This window comes from Edaphobacter sp. FHG110511_03, assembly GCF_059115365.1.
The window spans coordinates 20503-32324 of the sequence record NZ_JBZYWL010000012.1; the positions used below are offsets into that span (position 1 = coordinate 20503).

Annotated in this window: 10 protein-coding genes; 3 read left to right on the forward strand and 7 right to left on the reverse strand. The window is 53.6% G+C overall.

Features of this window, described 5'->3' with window-relative positions:
- Nucleotides 1–518: 518 nt before the first annotated feature.
- Nucleotides 519–689 carry a hypothetical protein gene (locus AC5S26_RS27630; protein WP_494188180.1) on the reverse strand — a complete coding sequence of 57 codons (171 nt, stop codon included), beginning with the start codon at nucleotides 687–689 and terminating at the stop codon, nucleotides 519–521.
- Between the two features lie 461 nt (nucleotides 690–1150).
- Here AC5S26_RS27630 and AC5S26_RS27635 point away from each other — a divergent pair, with 461 nt between their 5' ends.
- Entirely contained in the window at nucleotides 1151–1456 is a 306-nt protein-coding gene (locus AC5S26_RS27635) for a hypothetical protein (RefSeq protein ID WP_494188181.1), read from the forward strand.
- A 127-nt stretch (nucleotides 1457–1583) separates the two neighbouring features.
- Here the strand turns inward: AC5S26_RS27635 and AC5S26_RS27640 are convergent, their stop codons facing one another.
- The gene (locus AC5S26_RS27640; RefSeq protein ID WP_494188182.1) at nucleotides 1584–2846 is read right to left on the reverse strand and encodes a PAS domain-containing protein; all 1263 of its coding nucleotides are present in this window, start codon (nucleotides 2844–2846) and stop codon (nucleotides 1584–1586) included.
- A gap of 378 nt (nucleotides 2847–3224) precedes the next feature.
- On the opposite strand from AC5S26_RS27640, the gene AC5S26_RS27645 reads away from it, so the two are divergent.
- Together AC5S26_RS27645 and AC5S26_RS27650 are read left to right on the forward strand one after the other, a co-directional pair.
- Entirely contained in the window at nucleotides 3225–3758 is a 534-nt protein-coding gene (locus tag AC5S26_RS27645) for an MFS transporter (RefSeq protein WP_494188183.1), read from the forward strand.
- Complete coding sequence (locus tag AC5S26_RS27650) at nucleotides 3740–4309, forward strand: RBBP9/YdeN family alpha/beta hydrolase (protein WP_494188184.1); 570 nt, start codon at nucleotides 3740–3742, stop codon at nucleotides 4307–4309. Before AC5S26_RS27645 ends, AC5S26_RS27650 begins: the two co-directional genes overlap by 19 nt.
- A 420-nt stretch (nucleotides 4310–4729) precedes the next feature.
- Here the strand turns inward: AC5S26_RS27650 and AC5S26_RS27655 are convergent, their stop codons facing one another.
- The 5 genes from AC5S26_RS27655 to AC5S26_RS27675 all read right to left on the reverse strand — a co-directional run bounded on the left by AC5S26_RS27655 (nucleotide 4730) and on the right by AC5S26_RS27675 (nucleotide 10673).
- Nucleotides 4730–6967 (reverse strand): xanthine dehydrogenase family protein molybdopterin-binding subunit, encoded by a 2238-nt coding sequence (locus AC5S26_RS27655; RefSeq protein ID WP_494188185.1) that lies wholly within the window; start codon nucleotides 6965–6967, stop codon nucleotides 4730–4732.
- Nucleotides 6967–7992 (reverse strand): FAD binding domain-containing protein, encoded by a 1026-nt coding sequence (locus tag AC5S26_RS27660; protein WP_494188186.1) that lies wholly within the window; start codon nucleotides 7990–7992, stop codon nucleotides 6967–6969. The genes AC5S26_RS27655 and AC5S26_RS27660 overlap by 1 nt, the downstream gene beginning before the upstream one ends.
- The gene (locus AC5S26_RS27665; protein ID WP_494188187.1) at nucleotides 7989–8708 is read right to left on the reverse strand and encodes a 2Fe-2S iron-sulfur cluster-binding protein; all 720 of its coding nucleotides are present in this window, start codon (nucleotides 8706–8708) and stop codon (nucleotides 7989–7991) included. The genes AC5S26_RS27660 and AC5S26_RS27665 overlap by 4 nt, the downstream gene beginning before the upstream one ends.
- A gap of 755 nt (nucleotides 8709–9463) precedes the next feature.
- A complete protein-coding gene (locus tag AC5S26_RS27670; protein WP_494188188.1) occupies nucleotides 9464–9670 on the reverse strand; it encodes a hypothetical protein in 207 nt (68 codons plus the stop codon).
- A 523-nt stretch (nucleotides 9671–10193) separates the two neighbouring features.
- The gene (locus tag AC5S26_RS27675; protein ID WP_494188189.1) at nucleotides 10194–10673 is read right to left on the reverse strand and encodes a hypothetical protein; all 480 of its coding nucleotides are present in this window, start codon (nucleotides 10671–10673) and stop codon (nucleotides 10194–10196) included.
- Nucleotides 10674–11822: the final 1149 nt, after the last annotated feature.

The window sequence follows — 11822 nt, forward strand, 5'->3', positions numbered from 1 at the left end:
ATATTTTCGTCTTAACCGGCTTGATATCTGTGGCATCCAGGCGACATAGTATGAGGGCTTGGCATCCACACCACGGTCGTGCTGCATCATAAGAAATCGTCATATCTCCATCCTTTGGCGAAGCTGGTCTTCGGTTAAATACAGGTAGGACAGGAGAGCAGACGACAGCATGCAGAGATCTTTGCGAGAGGTATTGAGATGGATGATTTGCGGTGCCCAAATTTGGATGCGTTAGGCCTTAGGTTGTTGGAAGCGTATCGCCAGCTTGGCGACGTGGAAATTGAATCCCCTTCTACTTCGAATCGGTTGAGTGCCCATTACCAAGTGAGCGTACTTGAAAAGGAAATCAGAAACCACTTTCAGGACTGCGCCATTTGTCACGCGATCAACTGGCAGAAGGAAGTGATGCGAGCGTTTTCTAAAAATGAACCCGCTTGGCGAGGGACGATGGCGAGTTGACCAGGCGAACGAGAACTCCGAAAACACTATACGAAATGTAAAAGAAAAACCGGAATTTCTCAGAGGGTTCCAGGGTCGGGATGGACCTCACCACTAACAGGAATTTTGCATTTCATGCATTGAATCGAGTAGTTGCCTTCGGCATCGACAGCACGAGCCGGTATTTCAATCTTTCCATCGCAGATGGGACACGTTGCAGTTTTGACGCCTGATCCCAGGTCAGAATCCATGGCGGGCCTCCTAAAGATTAGATGGCGGTGTCCGACTGAGCGTGTAACGGCATAAAGAAATGTAATTTGTGATCACTGAGAACTCCGGTCGCGGGACGAAAGTTGACGAGCCCGCGACCTAAGCTCCCACGAGCTAGGAGATGTCTCCTTTGCAGGCAGGATGGCCACAGTTGCAGGCTAATTCGACTGTATCTTTGTTCGCTTCACAGTAAGTGCTGCAGTATTTCTCCGTCGTTGTGCAGGTGCAGGAAGGATGCGCGCATTTCTTTTGATCGGCCATGAGTTTGCCTCACCTGAGATTGTGTCTCATGTTCTTGGATGCCTCCGACGTTCATGTCGCAGGCGCTGAGGCACAAACAGCAGTAGATTTCGATCGGAGATCACGATCCATCCGGGGTTGGAATGACAAACGCCGCACTCACGACTCGCGGTTCGCATCCAAATTTGGTAGGAGACTGTCAATGCTCGATCACGCCGAATTCATCCCCGATTTTCTGCTCAATATTCGGCTCGACGAAGGGCACGAGCCTTATGTAGTCTCCTGTTCGATGGTCGGAGTGGTTACCGGCTTTCGCGGGGTCGTGCGGAGGTTTGAGAGTAAAGATAGGTTGACATCTGAACCTGAAAAGATAGGGATTATTGCGGCTGAACGCTATTCAGTGCCCATTCAGGCGATTGAAGAGGAGCCAGGACAAACCAAGTCCTTCCCCATCAGTCTGAACGAGGGTCAGAATCTCTCAGTCATCCAAACCGATTCGACAGAGTAACCGGCACGAACGCGGGCTGCATAGATGAGGTCTTTGCCTCGATAGAAGCCAATGATTAAGGCGGACGTCCAATCTCTCTCTTCGGATGTCTGTCTCAACATCCGGGACTATAGCGCGGAAAAAATATCTATTCGTTACTTCCCAAGACAGACTCCTCATTGCTGCTCGTGAGAGGGATGGTGATGCCACGCTTACCGGTCGCCTGCTGAGTGGATTCTCGGCTGCGTAACTGGAGGCGACCACCGTCGACGACAGCGTCAAGTGCGTTACTTACGAGGTTAGAGATGACCTGACGGATCTCGCCGTCGAAACACAAGAGCTTTCTTTTGACGGATAAGCGTTTGTCCACGACGACCTTCGCGTTCGTGATGCGAGCCTGGTAGATCGAGAGGACCTCGGCGACGAGGCTATTGAGATCAACCTCCTGCGGCCCGCTGGATTGCTTGTGGAAGCGCAGCGTGTTGGTGGTGATAGCGGAGACGCGGCGAAGCTCGACTTCCGCCAGTTCCATATAGCTCTGTGCTTCTTTGAGAGTTTCGGCGCGGCGTGCGAGATAGAGTAGGTTGGTGACTGCTTCGAGGGGATTATTGATCTCGTGCGCGATCGAACTGGCGAGGCGTCCTACCACGGCAAGCTTTTCGCTCTGTATAAGGGCTTGCTCGGCCTTCTTTTGCGCGGTGATCTCCTGTGATGCCGCAGTAATGGCTTGTACCTCGCCATCGGAGCCGTAGACGGGGAAATAGCTGACGGTCCAGTAGCGGTAGTTGGAGGGGTCCGTGACGAGTGTACCCTCGAGCGGATAGTTGATAACGGGCTCGCCGCCCGCGACCTGATCGAAAAGTTGGCGGAGCCCTTCGATCGGGGCCATCTGCGTAAGCGTCTTGCCGACAATATCTTCGGGTTTGAGACCGAAGAAAGCAGCCTGGCGATTGTTCAGTCGAAGATAGTGATAGTCGTCGAGATCGAAGAGCGCGAGGCCTATGGGAGCTGTGCCGTAGATGGTGAGCAGCTCGGCGTGCTGACGTTCGGCCTCTTCAGTCTTGCGCTGGAGGGCTTCGCGATCGTGGTGTTGCTGGGTGACGTCGCGGAAGACAATCATCATGCCGTTTTCTACCGCGTGGCTCTGAATGCGGAACCACCGATTAAGCGGCGCACCGTAGAAAGCTTCGAAGTCGGAAGAAATGCCGCGCTCCATTGAATTACGATAGGCGTCAGCGAAAGGAGCCCCTTGATCAAGGGCGGCGGGGAAGAGCTCGTACATGTTGCGACCGACAAAGTCCGTACCGGCTGGCGCCAGTATTTCGATTGCGTGGCGGTTCAGGAAGGTGAAGTTATAGTCGCGGTCGAGGAATAGTATTGCGTCTGTGGTGACGTGAAAGAACTGCTCCATCTGACGATCAAGCAGTTCGTCCCGAGATATGTCATTTGAAGCCACACACTTCACAGTTGTAATTTTATGCGGGTTCCTCTCTAAACGGTAACTGCCATTCGGACGAAATTCCACGCAGGAACAGCTGCCATGACCTGAAGCGCAACAAGGAAAGTGAAAAAGTATTATGCATTTTCCAGTCGCTCCTTACGCATGGAAAACGGATTTGCGCTGTCGAACATGGACATTTTTGCAGGGTTTGAGCGAAGAAGTTGGCTCCATGTACGCCACTTAATCCCGAAATACTACACCAAATAATTCCGAAACTCGTCGCCATTTAAAGTCGAAAGCTACAGTTCAAGTCTTGGAATAAGAAACACGCTGCCGTGTTCCTCCTGCATGTCGCTTTCTCTTTGGACCGTTTCAAGCAAGAACCGTGCAGTTGCTGCCGCATGCAACGGCAATATGATGGAATGGTACGACTTTATTGTCTTCGCTACGTTTGCCGTACAGATCTCTCACGCCTTCTTCCCAGAGAAAAGTGAATTTGCTTCACTCATGGCCACGTTCTTGACGTTTGGGGTCGGTTTCCTCGCGCGCCCCTTAGGGGCTGCTATATTTGGCGGATATGCAGATAGAGTTGGGCGCCGGGCGGCGCTTACCGCTACCGTGTTGCTCATGGCTTTGAGCACCCTGATTATTGCGGTTTGCCCCACAGCGAGGACGATCGGGATCGCAGCCCCACTCATCTTGATCCTAGCCCGCCTGATGCAAGGGTTTTTCAGCAGATGGAGAGTGGTCGCCGCAGGGACTAGACGCATTGCGGTTTCGCAACATACTTCCCGGAACCCAATCAACGTAAAGACAGCCACTACGGCCTATCCAACGATCGGCATTCATCGGAGACATGAACAGTGCGTAGTCCTCTTTTGATTCTTCCGGGGCGCAACGACTCCGGACCCCAGCATTGGCAAAGTTGCTGGCAGACGCGAAGGCCAGATGCATTGCGACTGGAGCCTGACAGCTGGACCGCTCCTGAGCTCGACGACTGGATGGCAGCGCTGAATAGGGCAGTGGACATGTGTCCAGCTCCTCCGATTCTCGTGGCTCACAGCATGGGCTGCTTGCTAAGCGTCTGTTGGGCGCATCGTCATCGCCCGGACCAGTCGATCGCCGGAGCGTTCCTCGTGGCGCCTCCAAACTTCAAACGCGACGGTTTTCCCTCTCCGTCGTTCAGTCAGATTCCAGAGTCGCCGTTGCCTTACCCTGCGCTGGTCATTGCGAGCACGGATGATCCGTATTGCCCAATCGAGGTGGCCACCGGGCTGGCAAAAGGGTGGAAGGCGGGGTTCGTCTCTGTCGGGCCGCGCGGCACATTTCCACGGAGCCAGGCGATGGAGACTGGGAAGAGGGCTGGAATCTACTCGAAGCATTTGCAGCAGGACTTCACGTCCAGCTGTGATTTGCAAATTGCTCACACCTGACTCCGTGATGTAGGGCATGGTTCAAGCGGCGAAGGGTCTTTATAGTTCCTGAAAGTACCGATCTTCTGCCTCTGACACCTCGCTGTTGTTTTGAGAGTCATCTGGCGTAAATATTTGAGCGATAAATGGCGTAAGCGGCATCTCAGCGCTGCGGGCTGTCCTCTCACCGCAAAGAGGCTTGGGCGCAGGTTGTCTTTATGAACGACCCCGATTTACCGGGAAATCGGTCTCTACCAAATCGGAAGACGCGATGGAAATTCCAGCTTCTAGGTGCCGCTTGGTACCGGTAAGCCCCAAATAGTGCTCAAACATTTACGCCACTTTGCGATCCAAGCTACACGAGGACTCGTTGAGATCGTCGAGCGAGCTGAAACGATGTTCCCCGGATCGAACCGAGAAGCAGCATCGGGCGTGTGACTTTCACGCCATCATAATTTTGTCTGGGGTAATCGGGTATTCCCGGACGCGTTTCCCCGTCGCGTTGTAAATTGCATTCGCAACCGCAGCGGCGGTCCCGGTAATACCAATCTCACCTATGCCCCGTGATCCTAAAGGATTGAATTTCACGTCTGAAATATTGAGTACCGTAACGTCGATCGTTCCGATATCCGCATTTACCGGGACGTGGTACTCCGCCAAGGACTGGTTCACAACATGCCCGTACACCGGGTCGATATGCGCCTGCTCATGCAGTGCAAATGAAATACCCCAAACTATTCCACCCATCAGCTGATTAATACCAGTCTTACGGTTTAGAAGCGCGCCAATATCGTATGTCGCGACTACGCGCCGAACCTTTACCATGTGCGTATCTTTGTCCACGGCTACCTCAACAAAGACCGCACCCCAGGAACTCGAGCTCATGGAATCCTTCGATTCGGAAGGCTCTGCCGACCCCATTGCCTCAACCGGTTTGCCTCCGTTTCTAGCGATCAGATCAACAAGGCTTTCCGATTGCGAATGATTGTTCTTATTGATCAGCATACCGTCCTGCGCATCGATGTCGATCGTCTTCAGGCCATGTAATGGCGATCCAGTGTCTGCAATCGCCAGATCCGCAAGCTTCAACTTCAACTGCGTCGTGGCATCCTGGATAGCAGGCAGTACGGACGCAGACGATTGAGAGCCTCCTGATACAGGGGCCTTAGGTAAGGTCGAGTCACCAAGCTTCACTTCGACCGATTTGGGGTCTATTCCCAAGCCCGCCGCAGCTTGCTGCGCCATGATGGTATACGTTCCCGTTCCCAGATCCTGCGTGCCTGAGCCAACAAACATCTTTCCACCAGGCAGCATACGGACGACCGCCTGAGCCGCACTCCGATTAGCAGGATAGGTCGCCGTTGCCATCCCATATCCAATCAGCGCATTGCCCTCGACCGTCGTCCCCGGTTTAGCGCTTCGCTTTGACCATCCAAACCTTTCAGCCGCCTGGGCGTAACAGTCCCGCAGATGCTTATCTGTCCAGGGCCGGTCGTGACTTGGGTCTTTTTCGGCGTAGTTCACCAGACGCAGCTTTACGGGATCCATCTTCAACTTCTCGGCCAGCTCATCCATTGCGACTTCGAGCACTGCGGTTCCGGGAGCTTCTCCTGGCGCACGCATGAACGTCGAGACCCCGAGATTCACCTCAACGATCCTTGCGCTAACCGAGTTAGCCTCACTCATGTAAAGAGTCTTTGTAGGCCCTTCTGCATGCTCCACGAAATCCTCCATGACTGAACCATTCATCACGACGTCGTGTTGCATCGCCAGCAACTTGCCATCCGCGCCTGCACCAAGCTTGATTGTATTCACCGTCGCGGGCCGGCCGCCCACTGGACCAAACATCTGCCCGCGTTCAAGCACTAGCTTTACCGGTTTGCCTGTGACCTTCGATGCCATGGCGCAAAGAGGTACATGCGACCACATCGACCCCTTCGATCCAAAGCCGCCGCCAACCACCGGATTCACAACACGTACGTAGTCCAGCGGTATATTGAGCGACTTCGCTAGGGACATGCGAACCCCTGAGATGTATTGCGTTGCATCGTAAACGTTGAGCTTCTCGCCCTCCCACCAAGCGATCGTGGCATGAGTTTCCATCGGATTGTGGTGCTGAATGGGAGTTACATAGGTGTTCTCGATGGTGACAGAGGATTGAGCGAATGCTGCCTGCAGATCTCCGCGATGATTTCCTGCAGGTTCTTTACCCGGATTCTTTGGCCATCGAGCATCCCCGCGCCGTTCCATAAAGCTCAGCTGAGGAGGTTTGGGTACGTACTTCACCTTCAACATTGCAGCAGCAGCCTTCGCCTCGTTCAGGGAATTTGCTACGACCAGTGCGATAGGTTGCCCGTTGTACGAGACACTCGTGTCCTGAAGAAGGCTGAGGTTTCTTCGCGCGGGAGGTTGCGGAGGCGCCTGGCTAAGCTTTGGCGCGTTGAAAGGAGTCAGGATCGCAACCACTCCAGGTGCTCTATCAGCCGAGATGCGGTCGATCGACACAATGGTCCCGCTTGGAATGGTGGCTTGAACGATAAAGGCATAAACCATGTCTCGCTTCGAGAATGGCTGGGAGAACTCGGCGGCGTACTTCGCCTTGCCTGTAACCTTCGCGAACCCTTCATAGCGATGTCCAAGTTCTTTAACTGGTTTTGGATTCGTTTCCGTGGTCTGCATTATGCCTGCGGCCCTCCCGCTGTAGCTTGCGATGCAAGAGTCAATGCGCGCACCACACTTAGCTTTGCTAGCTCGATCTTGAACTTGTTGTGCTCGTAGCCCTTTGCCCCGTGCAGCAGGATTTCCGCTACGTGTTTGAAGTTCTCCGGGGTAGGCGGTTTACCCGCAAGAGCCTGCTCTGCCTCCATCTGACGCCATGGCTTGAGAGCCACCCCACCAAGCGCAATTCCGGAGGAAGTGACGATATTCCCGTTGACCTCAAGTCCGGCTGCGACAGAGATTAGGGCGAACGCATAACTGTTCCGATCGCGAACCTTCAAGTAGTAAGCGTTCTTTGCGAACTTTGAGGGAGGCAGGCTCACAGCTATGATCAGCTCATCCGGCCGTAATGCTGTCTCGACCCAAGGTGTGCTGCCCGGCAGCCGATGGAAGTCCGCAAACGGGATCGTCCGTTTTCCCTTTGGCCCTTCTACCTCAATCTTCGCAGTGAGCGCGGCCATCGCGACACACATATCCGACGGATGGGTAGCGATGCAACTTTCACCACTGGTTGCTCCCTTGTCGGTCTGCCCTAAGATCGCGTGAATCCGGTTATATCCGTGTACAGCTGCGCAGCCCGAGCCGGGATTACGTTTATTGCAGGCAGGAAATTCGACATCCGTGAAGTAATAGCAACGCGTCCGTTGCAATAGATTTCCGCCTGTCGTGGCCATATTCCGTAGCTGTGGAGACGCGCCGCTTAGCAGCGCTTGAGAGAGCAGCGGATACTTCTCTTTGATCGTTGGATGGTCTGCCAGATCTGAGTTCCGCACCAATGCCCCGATCGTTACACCACCATCCGGATCCTGAGTCACCTGTTTTAGATTGAGACGGTTTATATCCACGAGCACCGTCGGCGCCTCGACCCGATATTTCATCAGGTCCACGAGGTTTGTTCCGCCAGCCAGAAACTTCGCCCCACGCGCCGCGCCCGCGTGTACGGCCTCCCTGGACGTAGTCGCCCGCTCATAATTAAAGGTGTTCATGCCGATACTCCTCTAGCTACCGCCCGCACTGCAGCGACGATGTTGGGATAGGCTCCGCAGCGGCAGATGTTGCCGCTCATCCGCTCCCTGATCTCGTCGTCAGTCATCTCTGGCCTGTCTGTCTTGCCTGTATGCAGGCTCACAATCGAGAGAGTCCCCCGCTTGTGCTCTTCAATTGCTGCAACCGCCGAGCAGATCTGCCCGGGTGTGCAATATCCGCACTGGTACCCATCATGTTCAAGAAAAGCTGCCTGCATTGGATGAAGCTCGCTCACGTCCTGTGGATCGGATTTCTTCGCCAGCCCTTCGATGGTCGTAATCTTTGATCCCTCGGCAGCGAATGCCAGGATCAGACAGGAGTTCACTCGGCGGTCATCAACGAGGACCGTGCAAGCGCCACACTGTCCGTGGTCACAACCCTTCTTGCTGCCGGTCAGATCCAGATGCTCTCGCAGAGCGTCCAGCAATGTCGTCCGCGTATCCAGTGAAAGAGCTTGCGCCTTGCCGTTCACCGTCAATGTGATCGGTCTCGCTGTATCGGGGACTTCTGCAATTGCCATCTCAGGCAGACCGACAGCCACGGCGGCCGATAAAGCTCCGGCAGTCTGCATGAAACGTCTTCGCGTCAGTTCAGAGCAGAGGCCGCTGTTTTCAAGTTCCCGTTCTTCGTGCTCAAAATCTTCGTAGCTGGGATCGGTGCATAGGGGATCACTCATTCGCTGAAACTCCAAATCAAGCGCAATCAATGTTTAGATGCAGACTTTAACACCGACGGTAGCGGAGGACATGGGTGGTTGGTTCATCGCCTCTCTGACCATCGTTGTAAGCGGTGTGTTCCTAGGAGGAACCATGTCAATGGTTCTGGGGCTATTTCGCTACGTGTGGCTCAGATGGAAATTCTCGCGGTCTGGACACTAACGCGCCAGCCCCCGAAAATTAGGACTTCGGCTACTTCCGAACGCGTCGTCGAACTGCCCGTAAAGTCCGGTTTTCGGCAACTTGGCTTCGCGTCCGTCTTTCCTTTTCACTGAGAAGCTGCGATGCAGATTCATCCAAGGTAGAAAATTAAGAAATAGCGGAAATCCTCCAAAACTTAGGAGGTGGCGATGGAAGTTGAGGAAGTTGACGTTGTCACAGAAGATCTATGCGTGATTTATGGATGTGAGCTGGTCAGAAGAAACAGGAAAACCGCGACTCCGACGACCAAAACCTAGACGAACAAAGCAGAAGCGAAAGAGTCATGAAGAAAGGCCAAGGGCATCGGAGAAGTATACAAACTATACGAAATAAACCAGTTTTGATTTATGGATGACTCTCGCTTTTATTTCGCCTAAACGCTGCTGAACAGCAAGTGATAGTCTGCCGCACTTTTCCGCACGCGCGAGGAAAGGCCTCGGCGATCTTCCGTTTGTCCAAGCGTCAATAATAGCGACCACACATATGATCTGATTTCTGCTAATGGGCCATCGCTTCACTCCGGAAGTTCATGGGTAAAATCCGTTTCCAGCCCACCGAGATGGTCGTTGACTTCTATCCCCTTAATTCTTACGGCGACCTCCCAGTCTGTGCCTTTGTAATCAACGTCGAAGGTCTGGGGGATGCTCCCCGCATCCCATGCCAGTTCGACAAGGGATCTGGCGAGGGAGAGCTTGGCTGTCTCTATAGGGTTCGTAGGCATTTCAAAACCCTCCTGTAACGGTTGGATGCTCGCTGATGTCCGCAGGGCTGCGACGCTACTCCTCCAGCGTCCCTTTCAATGATTCAACCGCTTCCGCCAGCTCGTCTCGATCGAATGCTATAGGGCTCGGTTAAGGAATCGGGTCGCGTCAAGACGCAAACAGAATTACCGTGTCCTTCACTTACTCCGGGTGAATAAGAAAACCAGCTCTGTCGGTCGCCTGTTGCCTGTGAGGCGAACCCTCACAATTGGTTGGTGCATGAGACTTCATACCGTCTGCAACATCGCAGGCGGAATCCAGCAACGACCACCAAATTTGCTAAACGGACATCCTAATAACTGGTGGTGTCTGCGCAAGGCCCGCCTCGAGCGCCTCAAGTCAAGAGCGTGCGCTCCGTCTCAAGGGTCTCGGGGAATGCCGGGGAGGCCTCTCCGAGGCCCATAATAGAAATGCAAGTGCCAACGCTTAGTCCTCGAGCCAAACAGGAATTCCCTGAATCACCTTGTTTGGTGTATTAACGATTCACGTTCGTTTGAGAAAGACCGTTTGTGCGAGATGGAGTCGATTTTTCTCAACCCGATCGTATTGTTGTTGAGCCCTACAGCTTAGCGCCTCGAAATCGAAACCTTCCAGCCGAGAGTCCGTCCTAGAAACCACCAGAAGTGCTTTCCAGAGGCACAGTTTTCCGTGTATGCCCAGCACGAGCAATTCGAGTGACTCGAACATCGCGAAATCAGTTGAACCGGTATGACCAAGTTTTAGTCGTCCTGCTTTTTCAAGAATCCATCCGCCCACTTCTTTGATAGGGCTTGGGCCTGGACCGATCCTTTCTGCGATGGCACCGAGAACGTGATCATCGTCTCGAATCGCCGGCAACAACACTGAGGCAAGATCTCGAAAGTTTTGATCATCATGTTGATCCCGCATCGCTTCGAGGAGTTGAAGAGCTATACGGGCACCACCAAGGTGATCGTTTACATAGGTGACAAGGGGGTCCGACATGCGAATACCTCTCAATTAGTAGACGAATACGAGAGAAGGTTGCGGTCCACTTTACGAGAATGCATTGTGGGATTCTGCCTGCATAGCACCCGGCATGCGGGATCACCAAGGCATAAGGAGAGCGTCAAATGATGCAACATGGCAGGCGGCCCACCAAGTCTGTAAATCTGACATCACAGATTCAGGGAGTCACGGCCCGACTTCCGATTGAGCGCTACACTCGCAGTGCTGGGCGCTCCACCAAGTACCTCAGCTTGGTGTGCTTTGGTCTCGGGGAGGTCCACGCACTACTTCCCCGAGATCCTTCGAAGATTTCCCGAGGAAGCGAGGGTTCAACTGGGAATAGTTTTGGATGCTTCCGGGAAGATGATTGGCCTCTATGGATTTTGGAGTCCTGCACCGGTCTATGAATATCGCCTTGTGCTGGAACAGGTGGCATCGATAGAAGTCAATCCGGAGAAGTGACATAACGCGATCCGGCGGTCGATTCAGAGCACAAACAAAGGTCGGTGAACCACTTGTCCACTCCTGCGGGGGGTGTTCGAAATCTCCCTCGGCCTACGACTTCACCATCTTGGTTGACCGTGCAGTAATGGCTCCAGACATCTCCAAGGTCGATACCAATCGTCATCTCGACCTTCGAGTTGCTGTGTGGAACTTCAAAGATAGGGTGTTGCGCCGTCTTTAATGGCGAACAGTCTCTCCGATCGGAACGACCTGCTCATCCTATTTTTCGGCAACTTCGCCCGACGTTGCCGGTAATCCGTTTTGAGGGACTTCGGCTCCATTCAATCCTCTTTCGATCATCGGGAATGGAACAGGTCTACAGGGATTAGCGCCAAGTAGAGCGCGCTCCCAACACATCCGCCAAAGATGAAGACCCAGCCGACCAGTCGGCTCAATGAGAGCCCATCAAAAACGACGGTTTGTGAATCGCTCTAAATCGCTCCATAAGCTATGTCACAAACAAACAAAGTGAGAGCCGATGCATTGGGGAACCGAAACTCGGTTTGACTTGAGGCCCCCGATTTCTGCTTTCAGTGCATAGATGCTTTCTGCAACACATTCTGCAACAAGCGAATGGCGTCGAGCCGTTGAGCGGTGGAGCAGACGCAGGACACAATCCAAGGTTTGCTCCGTTCCGCCACC

Coding starts and splice junctions, on each gene's coding strand:
- AC5S26_RS27630 (WP_494188180.1), bottom strand. CDS start 689: ATGGATTCTGACCTGGGATCAGGCGTCAAAACTGCAACGTGTCCCATC.
- AC5S26_RS27635 (WP_494188181.1), top strand. CDS start 1,151: ATGCTCGATCACGCCGAATTCATCCCCGATTTTCTGCTCAATATTCGG.
- AC5S26_RS27640 (WP_494188182.1), bottom strand. CDS start 2,846: ATGGAGCAGTTCTTTCACGTCACCACAGACGCAATACTATTCCTCGAC.
- AC5S26_RS27670 (WP_494188188.1), bottom strand. CDS start 9,670: ATGCCTACGAACCCTATAGAGACAGCCAAGCTCTCCCTCGCCAGATCC.
- AC5S26_RS27660 (WP_494188186.1), bottom strand. CDS start 7,992: ATGAACACCTTTAATTATGAGCGGGCGACTACGTCCAGGGAGGCCGTA.
- AC5S26_RS27655 (WP_494188185.1), bottom strand. CDS start 6,967: ATGCAGACCACGGAAACGAATCCAAAACCAGTTAAAGAACTTGGACAT.
- AC5S26_RS27675 (WP_494188189.1), bottom strand. CDS start 10,673: ATGTCGGACCCCCTTGTCACCTATGTAAACGATCACCTTGGTGGTGCC.
- AC5S26_RS27645 (WP_494188183.1), top strand. CDS start 3,225: ATGTCGCTTTCTCTTTGGACCGTTTCAAGCAAGAACCGTGCAGTTGCT.
- AC5S26_RS27665 (WP_494188187.1), bottom strand. CDS start 8,708: ATGAGTGATCCCCTATGCACCGATCCCAGCTACGAAGATTTTGAGCAC.